The 18,583-nt window shown below is 71.3% G+C and carries 18 protein-coding genes; 14 read left to right on the top strand and 4 right to left on the bottom strand.

Annotation, left to right across the window (positions count from 1 at the left end; genetic code table 11):
• Window positions 1–31 precede the first annotated feature (31 nt).
• The gene (locus tag E1218_RS14580; RefSeq protein ID WP_233712229.1) at window positions 32–472 is read right to left on the bottom strand and encodes a MerR family transcriptional regulator; all 441 of its coding nucleotides are present in this window, start codon (window positions 470–472) and stop codon (window positions 32–34) included.
• Between the two features lie 69 nt (window positions 473–541).
• Here E1218_RS14580 and E1218_RS14575 point away from each other — a divergent pair, with 69 nt between their 5' ends.
• From E1218_RS14575 to E1218_RS14560, 4 genes are all read left to right on the top strand, one after another.
• A complete protein-coding gene (locus E1218_RS14575) occupies window positions 542–1,705 on the top strand; it encodes an acyl-CoA dehydrogenase family protein (protein WP_132320280.1) in 1,164 nt (387 codons plus the stop codon).
• A 246-nt stretch (window positions 1,706–1,951) separates the two neighbouring features.
• The gene (locus E1218_RS14570; protein ID WP_132320278.1) at window positions 1,952–3,481 is read left to right on the top strand and encodes an acyl-CoA carboxylase subunit beta; all 1,530 of its coding nucleotides are present in this window, start codon (window positions 1,952–1,954) and stop codon (window positions 3,479–3,481) included.
• Window positions 3,482–3,551: 70 nt separating this feature from the next.
• On the top strand, window positions 3,552–4,325 hold the full coding sequence (locus E1218_RS14565; RefSeq protein ID WP_132320276.1) for an HpcH/HpaI aldolase family protein: 774 nt from the start codon (window positions 3,552–3,554) through the stop codon (window positions 4,323–4,325).
• A gap of 61 nt (window positions 4,326–4,386) precedes the next feature.
• Window positions 4,387–5,082, top strand: coding sequence for a maleylpyruvate isomerase N-terminal domain-containing protein (locus tag E1218_RS14560; RefSeq protein ID WP_132320274.1), 696 nt, complete (start codon window positions 4,387–4,389; stop codon window positions 5,080–5,082).
• Here the strand turns inward: E1218_RS14560 and E1218_RS14555 are convergent.
• The gene (locus E1218_RS14555; RefSeq protein ID WP_132320272.1) at window positions 5,079–6,152 is read right to left on the bottom strand and encodes a CobW family GTP-binding protein; all 1,074 of its coding nucleotides are present in this window, start codon (window positions 6,150–6,152) and stop codon (window positions 5,079–5,081) included. The two genes, E1218_RS14560 and E1218_RS14555, sit on opposite strands and share 4 nt — an antisense overlap.
• 206 nt (window positions 6,153–6,358) lie before the next feature.
• On the opposite strand from E1218_RS14555, the gene E1218_RS14550 reads away from it, so the two are divergent.
• The 6 genes from E1218_RS14550 to E1218_RS14525 all read left to right on the top strand — a co-directional run bounded on the left by E1218_RS14550 (window position 6,359) and on the right by E1218_RS14525 (window position 11,875).
• A complete protein-coding gene (locus E1218_RS14550; RefSeq protein ID WP_132320270.1) occupies window positions 6,359–7,570 on the top strand; it encodes a GNAT family N-acetyltransferase in 1,212 nt (403 codons plus the stop codon).
• 17 nt (window positions 7,571–7,587) lie between these two features.
• Window positions 7,588–8,310: a DUF4129 domain-containing protein gene (locus tag E1218_RS14545; protein WP_132320268.1), complete on the top strand. Its 723-nt coding sequence runs from the start codon at window positions 7,588–7,590 to the stop codon at window positions 8,308–8,310.
• Entirely contained in the window at window positions 8,307–8,903 is a 597-nt protein-coding gene (locus E1218_RS14540) for a hypothetical protein (protein WP_233712228.1), read from the top strand. Before E1218_RS14545 ends, E1218_RS14540 begins: the two co-directional genes overlap by 4 nt.
• A gap of 6 nt (window positions 8,904–8,909) precedes the next feature.
• On the top strand, window positions 8,910–9,938 hold the full coding sequence (locus tag E1218_RS14535) for an AAA family ATPase (RefSeq protein ID WP_233712227.1): 1,029 nt from the start codon (window positions 8,910–8,912) through the stop codon (window positions 9,936–9,938).
• A gap of 19 nt (window positions 9,939–9,957) precedes the next feature.
• Window positions 9,958–11,259 carry a DUF58 domain-containing protein gene (locus E1218_RS14530; RefSeq protein WP_132320266.1) on the top strand — a complete coding sequence of 434 codons (1,302 nt, stop codon included), beginning with the start codon at window positions 9,958–9,960 and terminating at the stop codon, window positions 11,257–11,259.
• A gap of 67 nt (window positions 11,260–11,326) precedes the next feature.
• Complete coding sequence (locus E1218_RS14525; protein WP_132320264.1) at window positions 11,327–11,875, top strand: hypothetical protein; 549 nt, start codon at window positions 11,327–11,329, stop codon at window positions 11,873–11,875.
• Here E1218_RS14525 and E1218_RS14520 read toward each other — a convergent pair.
• Complete coding sequence (locus E1218_RS14520; protein WP_132320262.1) at window positions 11,872–12,417, bottom strand: TetR/AcrR family transcriptional regulator; 546 nt, start codon at window positions 12,415–12,417, stop codon at window positions 11,872–11,874. The genes E1218_RS14525 and E1218_RS14520 overlap by 4 nt on opposite strands.
• A gap of 94 nt (window positions 12,418–12,511) precedes the next feature.
• Here E1218_RS14520 and E1218_RS14515 point away from each other — a divergent pair, with 94 nt between their 5' ends.
• Complete coding sequence (locus E1218_RS14515; protein WP_132320260.1) at window positions 12,512–13,927, top strand: DHA2 family efflux MFS transporter permease subunit; 1,416 nt, start codon at window positions 12,512–12,514, stop codon at window positions 13,925–13,927.
• A gap of 9 nt (window positions 13,928–13,936) precedes the next feature.
• On the top strand, window positions 13,937–14,266 hold the full coding sequence (locus E1218_RS14510) for an MmcQ/YjbR family DNA-binding protein (RefSeq protein WP_132320258.1): 330 nt from the start codon (window positions 13,937–13,939) through the stop codon (window positions 14,264–14,266).
• Window positions 14,267–14,361: 95 nt separating this feature from the next.
• Here the strand turns inward: E1218_RS14510 and E1218_RS14505 are convergent, their stop codons facing one another.
• On the bottom strand, window positions 14,362–15,609 hold the full coding sequence (locus tag E1218_RS14505) for a neutral zinc metallopeptidase (RefSeq protein ID WP_132320256.1): 1,248 nt from the start codon (window positions 15,607–15,609) through the stop codon (window positions 14,362–14,364).
• 87 nt (window positions 15,610–15,696) lie between these two features.
• Here E1218_RS14505 and E1218_RS14500 point away from each other — a divergent pair, with 87 nt between their 5' ends.
• On the top strand, window positions 15,697–17,388 hold the full coding sequence (locus tag E1218_RS14500) for a DUF885 domain-containing protein (protein WP_202866014.1): 1,692 nt from the start codon (window positions 15,697–15,699) through the stop codon (window positions 17,386–17,388).
• Complete coding sequence (locus E1218_RS37955) at window positions 17,385–18,575, top strand: Maf family nucleotide pyrophosphatase (protein WP_132320254.1); 1,191 nt, start codon at window positions 17,385–17,387, stop codon at window positions 18,573–18,575. The genes E1218_RS14500 and E1218_RS37955 overlap by 4 nt, the downstream gene beginning before the upstream one ends.
• The last annotated feature ends 8 nt before the right edge of the window (window positions 18,576–18,583 follow it).

Genomic DNA, 18,583 nt, shown 5'->3' with positions numbered 1-18,583 from the left:
ACCCCCGCCTGGCCCACCTAGCCCTCCGCCGCTACGAATCCGCCCTGCGCCCCACGGCCTTGGCGGTCTGACGGCCGCGGCTGGGTTGGCGGTCGCGCAGGGCCTGTAGATCGGCTCGGCAGCGGGCTTCCACCTCGTTGAGTTCTCGGAGGGTTTCTTCGATGTCTCGGCGGCGTTGTTCGAGGTCGGCCCGGCGGGTGGTGATCTGGTCGAGGAGATAGACGAGCTGGCCTTCCTCGCCTGGCTCGGCGTCGTACATGTCGACGATGGTGGCGATCTCGTCGAGGGAGAAGCCGAGGCGTTTGCCGCGGAGGATCAGGCCGAGGCGGACGCGGTCGCGGGGGTGGTAGACGCGCACCGTGCCGCGGCGCTCGGGGGTGAGTAGGCCGCGGTCCTCGTAGAACCGGATCGTGCGCAGGGTGACGTCGTACTCGGCGGCCAGTTCGGCGATCGACCAGGTCTGTGCGGGCACCCGGACATTGTGCACGCACCCCAGCGTGCTTTACGTTTACGTAAGCGTCAAGTACGAGGAGTTCCAGTCATGTTCGAACTGTCCGAGGAGCACCGCGAGTTCCGCCACAGCGTGCGCGACTTCGCCGCGGCGGAGATTGCCCCGCACGCCGCCGAGTGGGACCGCAAGCACTACTTCCCGGTGGAGGTCGTGCAGAAGATGGGCCGGCTGGGGCTGTTCGGACTGACCGCCCCGGAGGAGTACGGCGGTTCCGGCGGCGACTTCACCAGCCTGTGCGTCGCGATCGAGGAGATCTCCCGCGTCGACCAGTCGATGGGGATCACCCTGGAGGCCGCGGTCGGGCTCGGGATCAACCCGATCCTGACCTTCGGAACCGACGAGCAGAAGGCGACCTGGCTGCCCGACCTGGTGGCCGGGACCAAGCTGGCCGGGTTCGGCCTGACCGAGCCGGAGTCGGGGTCGGACGCGGCCGCGACCAGGACCCGCGCGGTGCTCGACGGCGGCGAGTGGGTGATCGACGGCGCGAAGCAGTTCATCACCAACTCCGGGTCCAGCATCACATCCTGTGTGACGGTGACCGCGCGGACCGGAGAGAAGCCGGACGGCAAGGCGGAGATCTCCACGATCATCGTCCCGGCCGGTACGCCGGGCTTCGTCGCGGAGGCGGCGTACGACAAGCTCGGCTGGCACGCGAGCGACACCCACCCGCTGTCGTTCGAGAACTGCCGGGTGCCGGCGGCCAACCTGCTCGGCGAGCGCGGAAAGGGCTTCGCGCAGTTCCTGGCCACCCTCGACGACGGACGGGTCGCGATCGCGGCGGTCGCGCTCGGCTGCATCCGGGCGTGCCTGGAGATGTCGGTCCAGTACGCCGGTGAGCGGAAGACGTTCGGGATTCCGATCGGCCGCAAGCAGGGGGTCGCGTTCCAGATCGCGGACCTGAAGGTGATGGCGGACGCGGCCGAGATGCTGGTCTACCGGGCGGCCGCGCTGAAGGACGCCGGCGCGTCGAGGGCCGACTTCAAGCAGGCGGCGTCGGTGGCGAAGCTGTACGCGACCGAGTCCGCGGTGACCGCGACCCGGATCGCCACGCAGGTGTTCGGCGGCTACGGCTTCATGGAGGAGTATCCGGTGACGCGGTTCTACCGGGACGCCAAGATCCTCGAGATCGGCGAGGGGACGTCGGAGGTCCAGCGGATGCTGATCGCCCGGAGCCTCGGGCTCCCGGTGGAATGATGACCATATGACTGTGCTGATGCCACGCCTCCGGCGCGGCGGGTCATGGGGGCCCTGGCTCCCGGCCCTCCCTCGTCGCTCCAGTCGCTCTGTTGCATGCCACGCCTCCGGCGCGGCGGGTCATGGGGCCTTGGTTCCCGGCCTTCCCTCGTCGCTCCAGTCGCTTCGCTCCCTCCGCTCCTCAGTCCAGGCCGGGGGCCCGATGACCGGGCTCCCTCTGCTCCTCAGTCCAGGCCGGGAGGCCCCATGACCGGCGACCACTGGACCGAGGTCAAGGTCGCCCGTGAGGCGACGCTGGCGCCGCCGGAGAAGGCGGCGGCCAAGCTCGCGTCCCAGAACAAGCTGTACGTCCGGGACCGGATCGCGCTGCTGGTCGACGAGGGCAGCTTCGTCGAGGACGCCCAGCTGGCGAACGCGTTGAAGGCCGGCCTCCCGGCCGACGGTGTCGTCACCGGCCGCGCGCTCGTCGACGGCCGGCCCGCGCTGATCGTCGCCAACGACCCGACCGTGAAAGCCGGGTCGTGGGGTGCCCGGACGGTGGAGAAGATCGTCCGGGTCACCGAGGTGGCGATCCGCGACGAGCTGCCGGTCTTCTGGCTGATCGACTCCGCCGGCGCGCGGATCACCGACCAGGTGGAGCTGTTTCCCGGCCGTCGCGGCGCCGGGCGGATCTTCCACAACCAGGTGGCGCTGTCCGGCAAGGTGCCGCAGATCTGCTGCCTGTTCGGTCCGTCGGCCGCCGGCGGCGCGTACATCCCGGCGTTCTGCGACCTGGTGATCATGGTCGACGGCAACGCCTCGATGTACCTGGGCTCGCCGCGGATGGCCGAGATGGTGGTCGGCGAGAAGGTGACGCTGGAGGAGATGGGCGGCGCCCGGATGCACACCACGGTGTCCGGCTGCGGCGACCTGCTCGCCGCCGACGACGCCGAGGCGATCGACCTGGCCAAGCAGTACTTCTCCTACCTGCCCGGTTCCTGGCAGTCCAGGCCGCCGTCGTACGACGCCACGCCGCCGGCGCGGGATTTCACCCGGGACCTGGTGCCGGCCGAGGAGAGTATCGGGTTCGACATCCACCACGTGATCGACGCGGTGGTCGACGCGGACACGTTCTTCGAGCTCAAGCCGTCGTACGCGCCGGAGCTGGTCACCGGGTTCGGGCTGCTGGCCGGTCAGGTGGTCGGGATCGTCGCGAACCAGCCGGCCGTGAAGGGTGGGGTGCTGTTCGTCGACTCGGCGGACAAGGCGGCGCGGTTCATCTGGCTGTGCGACGCGTTCAACGTGCCGCTGGTGTATCTGTGCGACGTACCCGGCTTCATGATCGGCAGCGAGGTCGAGCGGGCCGGCATCATCCGGCACGGCGCGAAGATGATCACCGCGGTGGCTGAAGCCACAGTGGCGACCGTGTCCGTCATCGTCCGCAAGGCGTACGGCGCGGGGCTGTACGCGATGTGCGGACCGGGATTCTCACCGGACGCGTGTGTCGCCCTGCCGACGGCGAAGATCGCGGTGATGGGTCCGGAGGCGGCGATCAACGCGGTGTACTACAACAAGATCCAGGAGATCGCCGACGAGACCGAGCGGGTCGAGTACGTGTCCCGGCTGCGCGAGGAGTACGAGACCGACATCGACATCCTGCGCCTGGCCGCGGACCTGGTGATCGACGCGATCGTCGAGCCGGAGGACCTCCGCGACGACCTGATCGCCCGGCTGGCCGCCGCGCAGTCCAAGGACCGCCACTTCAGCACCCGCCGTCACGGCGTCCCGCCGGTCTGAGACGGCCCGCGCTCCGGTGCCGGCGGCGTACTAGGCTCGACAAGCGCTGTCCGCCGTCGAAGGAGGAGCTTTGGGGTCGAAGGAGTTCGCTGACCGGATCCGGGCCAGGGAGAAGCTGCTCGGGTACTGGGTGGTGCTGGACGCGCCGGTGGCGACCGAGCGGATCGCCCGGATCGGGTACGACTACGTCGTGCTGGACGGGCAGCACGGACTGATCGGGTACCAGGGGCTGCTGACCGGGTTGCTGGCCGTGGACGCCGGGGCCGCGCTCGGCAGCGGGTCGGTCGGGCTGGTGCGGGTCGAGGCCAACCACCCGACGCCGATCGGGCGTGCGCTGGACGCCGGGGCGGCCGGAGTGATCGTGCCGCTGGTGGACAGCTCCGCGGACGTCACCCGGGCGGTGCAGGCGGCGAAGTACCCACCGGCCGGCGTGCGGTCGTACGGTCCGATGCGGTCGGCGCTGCGAGTCGGTCCGGTCCCGGCGGACGCGGACGCGGCGACCGTCGTACTGGCGATGATCGAGACGCCGCTCGGGCTGAAGAACGTCGCGGAGATCTGCGCGACGCGCGGCCTGGACGGCGTGTACGTCGGCCCGTCGGATCTCGGTCTGTCGGTCGGGGCGCGGTTTCCGGGCGACCCGGAGGTCGAGGGACCGTTCGAGGAGGCGGTCGAGTTGATCGCGCGCACGGCGGAGGGCGCCGGGATAGCGGCCGGCATCCACACGCCGGACGGGGACACCGCGCAGCGACGGCTCGGCCAGGGCTACACGTACGCGACCGTTGCCTCCGACCTCACTCATCTGGAAGCCGTCGCGGCCGCCCACCTCGACCGGGCTCGCTCCTAGGAACACTCCGAGCCGTTCCCGGGTTAGGTTCGGAGAGGACCGCACACGGAGGAGGCCTGGTATGAGGGCGCCTGAGCGAGGGGCATTGCCGCTGCGGCTGGCCACGACGTTGGGCCGGACGTACGGGCGGGTGACCGAGACCGTGCATGTCCTCAGCACCGCCGACTTCGACCGGCCGACCCGCTGCGACGGACTGGCGGTCGGGCCACTCCTGGTGCATCTGCTGTACGACGCCCAGCGTGCGCTGGTCGGGTTCGCCAGCCCGGCATCCGCCGTACCCGACCGGGACTTCGTCACTTACTGGCGCGACTTCCCGCCGGGCGCGGACGGCGAGACCTACTTCGAGCGGACGGTGGCGTCGGCGTACCGCCGGCCGGGGGCACTCGTGCAGCACTGGCGTGAGCTGTCCGAGGCCGCCGTCCGCGCGGCGACGGCCGCGCTGGTGGACAAGGGCCGGAGGGTCGAAACTCAGGGACATGTTCTGCGAGCGACCGACTTCGTCGCGACCTTGGTGCTGGAGGCAACGGTCCATCACCTCGACCTGATCGTCGACCTGCCGGGCGCGCCGGAGCCGGATCCGGAGGCGCTGCAGGTGACCGCGCGGACGCTGGACGGACTGTTCGGTCCCGAGGCGTGGGACGTAATCGGCTGGGACACCACGACGTACGTGCTGAAGGCGACCGGCCGGGAGCCGTTGGACGAGGACGACCTGGACATGCTCGGCCCGTACGCCGACCGCCTGCCTCTGCTCGGTTAGAGCACGCCGGCGAACGGGTCTTCCAGATCCTGCCAGTTCATCGCCGCGAGCTCGGACTCGGTCAGTAGGCAGGCGTCCAGGATCGCCTGCAGCCGGGCCGGGTCCAGGCCCATCCCGGTCGCGACCACCGTGCACTCGGCGAGGTGCTCGGTGTCGGACCACTCGCCGAGCGTCCCGAGGGACGCGCTGTAGCCGGCGGACTCCCACCGGACCCGTTGCGTCGGCCGGTTGGCCAGCCAAACCACGCCGCGGCTCCGGACGACGCCGTCGACGATGTCCTCGAGTGCGTCGTTCAGCCGGGCCGGGTGCATCGGCCGGGTCGACCGCCACAGCACCGTGGTCACCCCGTCCCCACTCGGCTGCACTCGATCGGACGACGCCAACTCACCCGCCCAGGCCTCAGCCGCGTGGTAGTCGAACAGTCCGGTCCGCGCGACCGCGCCGGTCGGTACTCCGCCCGGATCGGCCGCGACCACCGTCGTCCGCGGGTTCAGGTGCACCAGCAGGTTGTGCAGTCGCTCGGGCGCGTTGCTGCGGTGTGCGTTGGCGAGCACGCACACGTCGGCGTACTCGATCTGCCGTGCGGTGAGCTCGGCGACGTTGCGGCGATCCGGCGGCCCGAGTGCCAGCCCGCGCTCGTCGAGCAACTCGTCGCCCGAGAGTTGCTCGACCAGCAGTACGGCGTCCACCACACAGGTGACCGTGTCGACCGCGACCTCGGGCAACGTCGTCACCAGCGCCGCAGCCAGCGGACGGGCCTCCATCGCCGGTGGAGCGGCGAGGACGACGTGGTCCCAGTGCCGGCGCGCGACCAAGGTCTCGAGCAGTGGCAGCAGCGACTCGATCAGCTCACACGCTCCGCAGTCGTCGTTCACGGTGAACTCACCCGCGTCGATCGGCCCGGACGTGTCCAGCACCCGCCAGGACAGCACGCCCCGCCCGGGCAGCTCGTCCTGGTCCACCACCACGGCCACGGTGGTGGCGTCCACCATCGCGTGCAGCACAGGCTCGCGCAGCGTCGTCGACAGGCCGACGAGCAGGGACAACGGGACTTTCGGATGGGCGGTCATGGGAGGAGTATATGAAAACGGTTTTCATCAGTCCAGAGGTGGGGGAGGACGTCTTGCCCGTCAGGCCGGGAAATTCCCGGTCTCCCGCCGCACCGTGGTGGTGAAAGATGCCGTGGGCAACGAATAGGCGGCGGGCGCGGTGGTGACCGCGCGGCCGGCCCGAAATCCCGAGCGGTGTGTCGTGGTTGTCTGATAGTCAAGGGGGTATGGCGATCGGGATCGAGCGGTTCAAGGGTGACTGGGACGAGCTGCGCGAACTCGTCGACCTGGCCTTCTCCGCGCCGTGGAGCGAGGCCCAGCTGGAGGCCGAGCGCCGGGTGTGGGAACCGGAGCGGAGCACGGTCGCGGTCGACGAGGGGCAGTTGGTCGGGCACACCGGCACGTTCTCGCTCCGGATGACCGTGCCGGGCGCGCAGATCCCGGTTGCCGGCGTCACGCTGGTCGCGGTCCGGCCGACGCACCGGCGCCGCGGCATCCTGCGTGAGCTGATGCGGGCCCAGCTGACGGATGTCCACGAGGCCGGCAGTGAGCCGATCGCGGCCCTGACCGCGAGCGAGGCGGCCATCTACGGCCGCTTCGGGTACGGGCTGGCCTCGGACCACCAAGAGATCGTCGTCCCGAAGGCGTCCCGCGAACTGCGGCCGGTCGCCGGCATCGACGACGTACGGATCAGGTACGTCGACGTGCACGACACGCTGGCCTCGTGCGCGGCGCTGCGGAACCGGCTGGCGGCGGACCGGCCGGGGATGTTCCACCACGACGACCGCTGGCAGGCTTACGTCGTCGCCGACAACGTCACCAGCGACCCGGTGAGCGGCTCCCGTCGCCGCTGCGTGGTGGCCGAGCGCGACGGCGAGCTCACCGGGTTCGCGTACTACCGGAGCAAACGGGCAGACAAGGGGTTCATCCAGGTCAACCGGGTGCACGCCGTGGACCTCGCCTCGCACGCCGCGCTCTGGCGGTACCTGCTGGAGCCGGATCTGCTCAGCGAGACGAGGTGCGCGAGCCTGCCGTCGGACGATCCGCTGCTGGAGCTGCTGCTCGATCCGCGCGCGGCCGGGCCGATCACGCGGGACGGGCTCTGGGTCCGGCCGGTGGACGTCGGCCGCGCCCTCGCCGCCCGGACGTACGCGCGGGAGTTCGACGTGGTGCTCGCGGTGACCGACGAATTCCTGCCGTGGAACGCGGGCGGCTGGCACCTCGCCGGCGGTCCGGCGGGGGCGACCTGCGAGGCGACCTCGCGTCCGGCCGACCTGACCGTCGACGTCCGCGAGCTGGGCGCGGTCTACCTGGGCCGGCCGTCGCTGGCCCGGCTCGGGGCGGCCGGGCTGGTGCAGGAGCACACCGCCGGAGCGCTCGCGGTCGCTTCGCAAGCGTTTTCCGCCAGTCGGCTTCCGTGGCTCGACACGGGCTTCTGATCGGTTAGCCTTCCGGGATGCAGCGGAGCCGCCGGGGAGCGCTGACACTGGTTGCCGTGCTGATGCTGGGGATCACGGCAGCCGGTTTCGTGGTGCTCGCCTCGGCCGGCGGGCCGGTGCGGCCGGTCAGTGAGACCACGCTGCGGGTGACCCCGCGGCCGGTGCCGCCGGCGTCTCCGGACGAGACCGTGAGCGGGCCCACCCCGGCACCGCCGCCGCCCGAACGGAACGCCGAACGGAAGCCGATGCCGGCCTGGATCCAGGCGCTCTGGCAGGCCCTGGTCTGGCTCACGATGGCGGCGCTGGCCGGGTTCCTCGGCTGGGTGATCTACAAGATCCTGCGCAAGGTCGAGCTGCCGCAGGCCGAGACCGAGGACACGGACTGGGAGCGGATGAAGGCCGACCGGCTCGCGGAGGCGGTCGACAGCGGCCTGGCCAGGATCGACACCGGCCGGGCGACCGATGCGGTGATCGCCTGCTGGGTCGCGCTGGAGGAGGCCGCCGCGTCCGCGGGGGTGGCCCGCGAGCCGTCCGAGACCCCGGCCGAGTTCACCGTCCGGGTCCTCGGTGTCGGCGGGATCTCCGAGCCGCAGCTCGTCCGCCTCGGTGAGCTCTACCGCGAGGCCCGCTACTCCACCCACGGCTCCACCGAGGAGGCCCGCGCCGAAGCCCGGTCGGCCCTGCTCCGGCTGCGGGACGAGCTGGCCGCCGCGCACTCCGGCAGCGGGGTGGCCGGATGACGACGTACCGGTGGACGCCGTTGGAGGAGTCGGAGCGGCCAGGCGACGGCGAGCAGCAGCCGCGGGCTCGGTCGCCGCTGGCGCACAAGGTGCTCATGCAGCACGTCGGTCTCTGCGTGCTGACGAGCTTGCTGCTCGTGGGAGTGTTCGCCGCGGCCGGGATGGCGCCGAAGCCGTTGTGGTTCGTGACGACGGGGCTCGCACTCGGGGTCGGGTCGCTGGCGATCCGGCTGATCATGCCGCGAGTGCTGGAGACCAGTTGGCCGGCGCGGCAGGACGAGCGGCTCGCCGCGCTGCGGACCCGTAGCAGCGACAACCGGACGCAGTTCATCGCCACCTGGCTGCTTGAGGCGAGCCGGGAGCGGCGCGCGGGTGAGGGCTCGCAGACGTTCGTACGCCGGATCCGGCCGCTGCTGCTGGAGCTGACCACCGACCGGCTGGTGCACCGCCACGGTGTCGACCCGGTGCGTGAGCCGGAGCGGGCCCGCGAGCTCACCGGCGAGCAGTTGTGGAACCTGATCAGCGGGGACGACAAGCGCACCGTGTCCTTCGCCGAGATCGAGCACGCCGTCCAGACCATCGAGAAGCTGTGAGGAACCGTGACTGACCCAGAACTGCAGCCCACCGCCTCGGCCGGTCGTGCTGAAGTCAACGAGCGGGAGTTGCAGGTTGCGGAGGTGTCGACGCTCAGCCGCGAGGTGCTCGACCGGGTGGGCGAGGCGGTGGTCGGCAAGACCGGTGCGCTGGAGCTCGTGCTGGCCGGGATCCTCGCCGGCGGCCACGTGCTGCTCGAGGACTACCCGGGTCTGGCGAAGACGCTGGCCGCCCGGTCGTTCGCCCAGGCGCTCGGGCTGGAGTTCCGGCGGGTGCAGTTCACGCCCGACCTGTTGCCGTCGGACGTGACCGGAGCGTTCGTGTACGACCAGAAGGAGTCCGAGTTCGCCTTCCGGCCCGGCCCGATCTTCACCGGGCTGCTGCTGGCCGACGAGATCAACCGGACCCCGCCGAAGACGCAGGCCGCGCTGCTGGAGTCGATGCAGGAGCACCAGGTCACCGTCGAGGGCCAGACGTTCCCGCTGCCCAGCCCGTTCCACGTGCTGGCGACCGCGAACCCGGTCGAGTACGAAGGCACCTACCCGCTTCCAGAGGCCCAGCTCGACCGCTTCATGCTCCGCATCGGCTTCGGGTACCCGAGCGCCGGGGAGGAGTGGGAGGTGCTGCGCCGCCGGATGAGCCGCCGCAAGGAGGACCAGACGGTCGAGGCCGTCACCGACGCCGCCGGCCTGCTCGCGGCCCAGCGCGCGATCGAGACCGTCACGGTCGACGACACCGTCGGTCAGTACTGCGTCGACCTCGCGGCCGCGACCCGTCGCGACTCGCAGGTGCTCGTCGGCGCCTCGCCCCGTGGATCGCTGGCGTTGTTGCTGACGGCCCGTGCGTACGCCGTGATCCAGGGCCGGGACTACGTCGTCCCCGAGGACGTGAAGGCGGTCGCCGTACCGGCGCTGGCGCACCGGATCACGGTGCGGCCCGAGCTCTGGCTGCACGAGGTCAGCGGCGCGACCGTCGTTCGCGCGGTCCTCGGGTCGGTGCCGGCGCCGCCCACCGTCGTCGGCGCCTCCCGGTGACGTCGCCGGGGGTGGAGTGATGCGCTGGCAGCCGACGCACGCGCAGATCCGGGCGGTCTGCGCGGCCGCGCTGTTGCTGCTCGTGGCGGTGCTGGCCCGGCGGCCGGACGCCGCGGTCATCGGGCTGCCGCTGGCGTTCGTCGCGGTCTGGGGGCGCTACCTCCGGCCGAAGGAGCGGCCCGAGGTACACACCGAGGTGGACACCGACGCGCTGTTCGAGGGGCAGGCCACGACGTACCGGCTGCGGGTGGCCGGGACCGTGGATCCGGACATCGACCTGATCGTGGCGGCGCTGCCGCGAGCGCAGTGGTTCCAGTACGACCCTCCGCAGGCCGCGATCGCCGAGCCGGTGATCGACGGCGCGGTCACACTCGAAGTCGGGTTGCGGTCGAAGCGGTGGGGTCTGCGTGCGCTGGAACGGCCGACGGTCGTGGCGACCTCGGTGCTCGGCGCCTATCGGATCCGGGTGACGTCGGCCGAACCGATCGCCGTGACCACCCTTCCGCTGCGCGAGGGCTTCGAGGCCGTCGACTCGGTGCCCCGCCCGGCCGGCCTGGTCGGGTTGCACCGGTCGCGGCGTCCGGGCGAGGGGACCGAGTTGGCCGGCGTACGGCCGTTCCGGACCGGTGACCGGCTGCGGCGGATCAACTGGGCCGTGTCGGCGCGGACGCGCGAGCTGCACGTGACGTCCACCTGGTCGGACCGGGACACCGAGGTGGTCATCCTGCTCGACACCGGTGGCGAGATCGGTGTCAGCGAAGGGATCGACGGACGGTCGTCGAGCCTGGACACCGGCGTACGGGCGGCCGCCTCGATCGCCGAGCACTACCTGCGCCACGGCGACCGGGTCCGCCTGATCGACACCGGGAACCTGGTCCGCGGCGTCCGTTCCGGCAGCGGCCGGGGACACCTGCGGCGGATCCTCGACACGTTGGTCTACGCAGATCGCCACGGCCGCCAGCAGGACGAGCAGCACCTCGTGCGGCGCAACCGGATCAAGTCCGACAGCCTCGTCGTCGTCCTCAGTCCACTGCTCCGCCGGCAGATTCTCGGGTACGTCGTCACGCTCGTGCACTCGGGGTGCACGGTGATCGCCGTCGACACGCTGCCCCCGGACATCACCGCGGTGATCGACCTCGACGAGCACGACGCCGTCGCCTGGCCACTCGCCTGGCGACTGCGCATGCTCGAGCGCCGCCGTGAGCTCGACCGCCTCGGCGACCTCGGTGTGCCCACCGTCCGCTGGCAGGGCGCCGGGACCCTCGACGAGGTGCTGCGGGACGCCTCCCGGCTCGCCGCCGCACCGAGGATCCGCTCATGAACGAGGTTGTCATCGAGCACGGTGGCCCGCGGGTCCCGTCGGCGCCCGGAGCGAAGCGAGGAGGTCGATGAGCCCGTCCGAGAGGATCACCCTCTGGTTGGCGCAACTGCGGGCCTCGGGACTCGCCGCGCGGCTGGCCCGGCTCGTCATCGCCGTCGCGGGCGGGCTGGCGCTGCTGGTGTCCGCGGTGCAGCCGTGGGATCAGCTCGACCTGATCCCGCTGGTCGCCGTCCCGATGCTGGTGGCGACGATCGTGTTACCGGACTCGCTGGCGGGGGTGATCTTCCTCGTCGCGATGGCCGGCGGGTGGCTGATGCGCGCGCCCGGTGGGATCGGCTGGAGCGTCGTGCTGCTCGGGATCGCGTTGCTGGTGGTGCATCTGGCGACCGCGTTCAGTGCACAACTCCCGTCGTACGCGCTCGTGCACAAGCAGGCTTTGCGCCGGTGGCTGGTGCCCGCGGCGATCGCGGTCGCGATCGTCCCGGTCGTCGCGATCGCCGCCGCGCTGATCCGGGGGGCCGACGTTCCCGGCTCCATGCCGGTCACCGCGATCGCCCTCGTCCTCGCCACTGCGACCATCTGGTTCGCCGCCGACGAGAAACCTCGCGGCGACTAGGGCGTGCCCAGGGTCGCCGAGATCTCTTCGGACCAGGGAAGCGGAACGGCCGACGGGCCGACGACCTGCATGGCGGACATGACCGTCAGCAGCATGCCGGTGGCGAGGAACTCGCGGGCCTCCGCCGGTGAGGCGCCGGTGAGGTCGCGGACCAGCCGGTAGATGCCGCCGAAGCGTTCGCGGACCAGGTCGCCGATGGCGGGCTCGCCGCTGGCGGAGAAGCCGTGCAGCAGGACCAGCAGAAGCTCCCGCTCGGCCAGGAACTGCTCGTAGCGGCTGCCCAGGCTCGCGAGCGTCGGCTCCTCGGCCGCGGCGTCGCGGAAGGTCTGCTCGACCCGGTCGCACACCGATTGCAACGCGGCCAGGAACAACTGCTGCTTGGTGCCGAACAGGCGGATCACGTACGGCTGCGAGACCCCGGCCAGCCGCGCGATCTCGTCCGTCTTCGTGCCCGCGTACCCGGACGCGCCGAACGCCTGCACCGCCGCCCGCAGGACCTCCTCGCCGCGCTTCGCCGCGGTCAGCCGAACCCTCGCACCCATGCGTCTCCTTCCGGGTCGCTTGACATGTTATCAGTCGATGCATACTTTGGTCTCACGCGCTTGTTATCAGTGAATTACAACTAGGAGTCCGACGATGACATCGACCGCTCTCGACGAGAGGCTCGACCCACCCGCGTCACCGGCTCGGAGGGCCGGGCTCGGCGCCGTACTGACCGCGGTGGGCATCCCCACCTTCATGGTCACGCTGGACAATCTGGTCGTCACGAACGCGCTGCCGGTGATCAAGGCCGAGCTCGGCGCGTCGCTGTCCGACCTGCAGTGGTTCGTGAACGCGTACACGCTGGCGTTCGCGGCCCTGCTGCTGACCGCGGCCGCGATCGGCGACCGGCTCGGCCGCCGGCGGGTCTTCCTCGCCGGGATCGTCGCCTTCACCGCGGCCTCGGCGGCCTGTGCGTTGGCGACCGAGCCGTGGATGCTGATCGGCGCCCGCGCGGTCCAGGGTGTCGGCGCGGCGGCCGTGATGCCGTTGTCGCTGACGTTGCTGGCCGGCGCCGTACCCGACAGGCTGCGCAGCGCCGCGATCGGCGCCTGGGGAGGCATCTCCGGTCTGGGGGTCGCGGTCGGTCCGGTCGTCGGTGGTGCCGTGGTCGACGGTCTCAACTGGCAGTGGATCTTCTGGCTCAACGTGCCGATCGGCGTCGTCGCCGTACTGCTCGCCGCGCGCGTGCTGGGCGAGTCCCGTGGACCGGCGAAGCGGCTGGACCTGGCCGGGCTGGTGCTTGCGACGGCCGGCGTACTGTCGATCGTCTGGGGCGTCGTGCACGGTGCCGAAGACGGCTGGACGTCAGGTGGCGTGCTCGGGTCGCTGATCGCCGGTGTGGTCCTGCTGGCCGCGTTCCTCGGGTGGGAGCGCCGTACGGCGGCTCCGATGCTGCCGCTGCGGTTGTTCTCGGTCCGCGCGTTCAGCGTCGTGAACATCACCTCGTTCACGTTCTCGGTCGGCGTGTTCGGCGCGGTGTTCCTGCTGGCGCAGTTCTTCCAGGTGGTGCAGGGGTACAGTCCGCTGGAGTCCGGCGTACGGACGATGCCGTGGACGTTGGCGCCGATGGTGGTCGCCCCGCTCGCCGGGATGGTCGTGGACCGGGTCGGCCCGCGTGCGCTGATCGCGACCGGACAGGTGTTCCTGGCGGCGGCGCTCGGCTGGATGGCCCTGGTCACCACGGCGACGACGCAGTACTCCGAACTGGTTCTGCCGTTCATCCTGGCCGGTGTCGGGATGGGGCTGACCTTCGCCCCGGCGGCGAGTGTCGTGATGGCCAGCGCACCCGACGCCGACCGCGGGGTCGCCTCCGGCACCAACAACACGATCCGCGAGGTCGGCGTCGCGATGGGCGTCGCCGTCCTGGCCTCGGTCTTCGCCTCGGCCGGCTCCTACGACTCCCCGGCCAGCTACGCCGACGGTCTCGTCCCCGCCGTCTGGACCGGCGCCGCCGTCGTCGCCGCCGGTGCCGTCGTCGCCCTGCTCCTCCCTGGCCGCCGGCGCGCTTAAGGTGTGGGGGTGCTCGGAGCCGACGACGTACGACGGATCGCGCTGTCCTTCCCAGGGACGGTGGAGAAGAAGCGGTGGGGACACCCGACGTTCGACGTGGCCGGGCGGATGTTCGTCACCGTGCCCGACGACCAGACGTCGTTCGCGGTGCGCTGCCCGCGGCTGGAGCGCGACGAGCTGATCGCGGCGGAACCCGAGAAGTTCTGGGTTCCGCCGCACGAGGCGGGCTCCAACTGGGTGCGGGCTCGCCTGGCAGCTCTGGAGGACAGCGACGAGCTTCACGACATCCTGTACGACTCGTGGCGACAGGTGGCGCCGGCTGATCTGGTGGATAGCTGATCCCACGCGTGTGCTCGGCGGACTGGTCGACGTCAGCCGGGGACGTGGCGACTGGCCGTTCGAGCAGATGCTTGTGCTGGGGGAGCGGCGGGGGATCAGCTGACGTTGCTGGGGGATGCCGTGAAGGTGTTGCAGCTGGCCGGGTTGCCGGTTCTGAAGGACCGGCCCATGAAGCGCGCCTGGCTCGCCTTGCTGCCGTGGGTGCCTTCGTTCGGTTTGTCGCCGGCGGTGACGACCCACTTGTTCCACACCTGCAGCATCAGCCCGTTGATCGGGTAGCTGCGCCGGTTGACCGCGAGGAAGACACCGGCGAAGCAGTTCGCCTGGAGCTCGGTACGGCGGTTCATCCGCAGCCGGTCGCCGTACGACTCGGCGTCGTACTCCAGGTCGTGGGCGGCCTCGAGGATGCCGGTGAGCTCCTGGACGTGGTGGCCGTACTCGTGGGCGATCGAACGCGAGTACCACATCCGCGAGTACGCCTTGGACTCCGCGTCGGGGTACTCGAGGTACGTCTTCACGAACACGTCGACCTTCATGTACATCGTCTGGTTCGACGGGCAGTAGAACGGCACCGAGACCGGGCCGTTGCCGCACGGCGTGCTGGTGCTGGTCCCGGCCCAGTACGTCATCTTCGGCGGCACGAACCTGTAGCCCGCCCTGGCGACCAGCGGCGCCCAGCCGCGGTCGAGGCAGGGCTTGATCGCGGCCCAGTACGCGGCCGCGTTCCGGTTGTTGGTCGGGCGGACCCGCGGTTCGCGGCAGTTGGTCGCGGCCATCTGGCCCGCCCCGTACAGCCGGTTCTTGGCGACCACGTCGATGGCCTTCGGCTCCGGGGCCTGGGTGGCCGTGCCGGTCGGCTCGTCGGTGGGTTCCGACGTGGGCTCGGAGGTCGGGTCCGACGTCGTGGTCGGAGTCGGCGTGTAGCGGCCGGAGCTGACCGGCGGGGTGTAGTCGTCGGACCCGCTGCTGACCTGGTTCCAGACGAACAGCCCGGCCACCGCGGCCGCGAGCAGGCCGAGCACCAGCACGGCGGGTGCCTTGGACTTCTTCTTCGGCCGCTGCGGCTGCCATCCGGGCTGGAAGCCCGGACCACCAGGACCACCGGGACCACCGGGCCCGGGGGGTCCGAAGCTGGGCCCCCAGCCGAAGCCCGGTCCGTGCTGGGGCGCGACCGACGCCGGTCCGTACTGCGGCTGGCCGACGTACTGCGGCGGCCCGCCGTACTGCACCGGCGGCGGACCGTAAGTACTGGCAGGAGGACCTTGCGGAGGCGGGCCCGGCTGCTGATACGGCGGGTACGGCGGGTTCTGGCCCTGCGAACCGCCGAACGGTGTCTGGCTCAACCCCGTTCCTTTCAGTGGACAGCGACCGCCACAGTATCGGCGCAAACAGGTCAGCCGAGCGGGGGCCCTGCGGGGTAGGGTCGGCGGGTGACCGATGCCACCACGACGAACAGCCCGATAGACCAGCTCTCCGAGCGATACCTCGAGGAGTACGTCGCACTGTCGCCGACCGCGGCGACGTTCATGGGGATCGAGGGCCACGACCATGAACTGCCGGACTACACCCCGTCCGGGTTCGAGGCGCTCATCGACCTGACCCGGCGGTCGCTCGCCGAGGCACGGGCGACCGTGACCGGCAGCCCCCGCGAGGAGGTCGCCAAGGACGCGTTCCTGGAGCGGCTCGGACTGGAGCTGGAGACGTACGAGGCCGGCGTCCCGCAGCACCAGCTGAACGCGCTCGCCTCCGTCCCGGCGGAGATCCGGCAGGTGTTCGACCTGATGCCGACCGCGACCGAGCAGGACTGGGAGACCATCGCGATCCGGCTCAACCAGGTCGGGACGACGCTGGACGGCTACCGCGAGACCCTGCTCGAGCAGGCCGCGCAGGGCCGGGTGTCCGCCGTACGGCAGGTGAAGGACCTGGCCGACCGGATCGCCAGCTGGACCGGTGCCGACGGCGACGACTTCTTCGCCGGGCTGGCCGCGCAGGCGCCGGACAGTCCGGTGAAGGCGACCGTCGAGGCCGCGGCCGCGTCGGCGCGGAAGGCGTACGAGCAGTTCGGCGGCTGGCTGACCGCCGAGATCGCGCCGCAGGCGCCGGAGCGGGACGCGTGCGGTCGCGAGGTCTACGAGCTTGCCTCCCGCAACTTCCTCGGCGCGGCCGTCGACCTCGAGGAGACCTACGCCTGGGGCTGGGAGGAACTGGCCCGGATCGAGGCCGACATGCAGTCGATCGCGGCCGGGCTGAACGCCGGTGACCGCTCGATCGAGGCCACCGCGGCGATCCTGGACGAAGACCCGGCGCGCAAGGTCCACGGCAAGGAGGCGTTCCGCGACTGGATGCAGGAGCTGTCCGACGCCGCCGTCGCCGAGCTGGGCGGCACGCACTTCGACATCCCGGCCGAGATCCGCACCCTGCAGTGCATGATCGCGCCGACCTCGGACGGCTCGATCTACTACACGCCGCCGAGCGAGGACCTGACCACGCGGCCGGGCCGGATGTGGTGGGCGGTGCCGAACGGCGTCGAGGACTTCGCCACCTGGCGTGAGGTCACCACCGTCTACCACGAGGGCGTCCCCGGGCATCACCTCCAGTGCGCGCAGACGATGCTGCGCACCGACCTGCTGAACCGCTGGCAGCGGATCGCCTGCTGGGTCTCCGGCCACGGCGAGGGCTGGGCCCTGTACGCCGAGCGCCTGATGGAGGAGCTGGGATACCTCGAGGACCCGGGAGCGCGGTTCGGCATGCTGGACGCGCAGGGGTTCCGGGCGGCCCGGGTGATCGTCGACATCGGCATGCACCTGGAGCTGGAGATCCCGCGGGACAACGCGTTCGGCTGGCGTCCCGGTGAGCGCTGGAACGCCGACCTCGGGTTCGAGTTCCTCCGGGCGCACTGCCGGATGGAGACCGAGTTCCTGAAGGCCGAGCTGAACCGCTACCTGGGCTGGCCCGGGCAGGCGCCGTCGTACAAGGTGGGCGAGCGGATCTGGCTGCAGGCGCGCGACGAGGCCAAGCAGCGCAAGGGATCCGCGTTCGACCTGCGCACCTTCCACTCCGACGCGCTGAACCTCGGCTCGATCGGGCTCGACCCGCTGCGTCGCGCCCTCGCGAAGCTGTGAGCGTCCGGTTCGTGCTGGCGTCGGCGTCGCCGGCGCGGCTGAAGACGCTGCGCGGGGCCGGCGTCGAGCCGGAGGTGATCGTCTCCGGCGTCGACGAGGACAACGTCACCGCGGAAAGCCCGGGCGAGCTGGCCCGCGTCCTCGCCACCCTGAAGGCGCGCGCCGTGGTCGCCGAGCTGACCGAGCACGCGGCCGTGCTCGGCTGCGACTCGGTGCTCGAGCTGGACGGCGAGCCCTTCGGCAAGCCCGGCACGCCGGAGATCGCGCGCGAACGACTGCGGTCCATGCGCGGCCGGACCGGCGTACTGCACACCGGGCACTGCCTGATCGACACCACGTCGAAGCGGGAGCTCCGCGAGCTCGAGTCGACCACCGTCCGGTTCGCCGACCTGACCGACGAGGAGATCGACGCGTACGTCGCCACCGGCGAGCCGCTCGTGGTCGCCGGGTCGTTCACCGTCGACGGCCTCGGCGGTCCGTTCGTGACCGGGATCGAGGGCGACTACCACAACGTCGTCGGGGTCTCCCTGCCGTTGCTCCGCCGGATGCTCGCCGAGGTCGGCATCTCCTGGCCGGCGCTGTGGAAGTCCTCCCCGAGAGTCTCCTACGACGAGACCGAGGCCGCCCGGTACGACGACACCCGCGGAGGCCTGGCCCGAGCCCAGGCCGCGGCCGAGGCGGTGGATTCCCTGCTGCCCAAGGGCGGACGGGTGCTCGAGCTTGCCGTCGGCACCGGGATCGTCGGGGCCGAGCTGGTTGCCCGTGGCAACTTGGTGCACGGTGTCGACCTGTCCACCGCGATGCTCGAGCACGCCAGGATCCGGTTGCCAGGGCACGTCGCCGCGGCCGACGCGGCCCGGCTGCCGATCGCCGACCGGCGCTGCGACGCCGTCGTCGCCGTCTGGCTGCTGCACCTGCTGGACGACAGCGAGCCGGTGGTCGCCGAGGTGGCCCGCATTCTCCGCCCGGACGGCGTCTTCGTCACCACCACCGAGAAGACCGACGCCGGCCGGTACGCCGACGGCCGCGGCCCGAACGAGTCCCGCTCCCAGGACGCCCTGTCCCACCTCGTCGCGACCGCCGCCCGCCACCGCCTGGCCCTCGACGCGGCCACCACCTTCGCCGGCCCACGACGAACGTCCGGCGAGACCCCGATCTACCCGGTAGTCCGCTTCCGCCGTACCTGACCCGACCC

This window comes from Kribbella turkmenica (assembly GCF_004348725.1).
Classification (GTDB): domain Bacteria; phylum Actinomycetota; class Actinomycetes; order Propionibacteriales; family Kribbellaceae; genus Kribbella; species Kribbella turkmenica.
The sequence above is the reverse complement of the archived record's forward strand: the minus strand, read 5'-3'. Positions and strand labels throughout refer to the sequence as shown.

Coding starts and splice junctions, on each gene's coding strand:
- E1218_RS14550 (WP_132320270.1), top strand. CDS start 6,359: ATGGCGATCGGGATCGAGCGGTTCAAGGGTGACTGGGACGAGCTGCGC.
- E1218_RS14545 (WP_132320268.1), top strand. CDS start 7,588: ATGCAGCGGAGCCGCCGGGGAGCGCTGACACTGGTTGCCGTGCTGATG.
- E1218_RS14525 (WP_132320264.1), top strand. CDS start 11,327: ATGAGCCCGTCCGAGAGGATCACCCTCTGGTTGGCGCAACTGCGGGCC.
- E1218_RS14515 (WP_132320260.1), top strand. CDS start 12,512: ATGACATCGACCGCTCTCGACGAGAGGCTCGACCCACCCGCGTCACCG.
- E1218_RS14540 (WP_233712228.1), top strand. CDS start 8,307: ATGACGACGTACCGGTGGACGCCGTTGGAGGAGTCGGAGCGGCCAGGC.
- E1218_RS14575 (WP_132320280.1), top strand. CDS start 542: ATGTTCGAACTGTCCGAGGAGCACCGCGAGTTCCGCCACAGCGTGCGC.
- E1218_RS14520 (WP_132320262.1), bottom strand. CDS start 12,417: ATGGGTGCGAGGGTTCGGCTGACCGCGGCGAAGCGCGGCGAGGAGGTC.
- E1218_RS14530 (WP_132320266.1), top strand. CDS start 9,958: ATGCGCTGGCAGCCGACGCACGCGCAGATCCGGGCGGTCTGCGCGGCC.
- E1218_RS14570 (WP_132320278.1), top strand. CDS start 1,952: ATGACCGGCGACCACTGGACCGAGGTCAAGGTCGCCCGTGAGGCGACG.
- E1218_RS14555 (WP_132320272.1), bottom strand. CDS start 6,152: ATGACCGCCCATCCGAAAGTCCCGTTGTCCCTGCTCGTCGGCCTGTCG.
- E1218_RS14560 (WP_132320274.1), top strand. CDS start 4,387: ATGAGGGCGCCTGAGCGAGGGGCATTGCCGCTGCGGCTGGCCACGACG.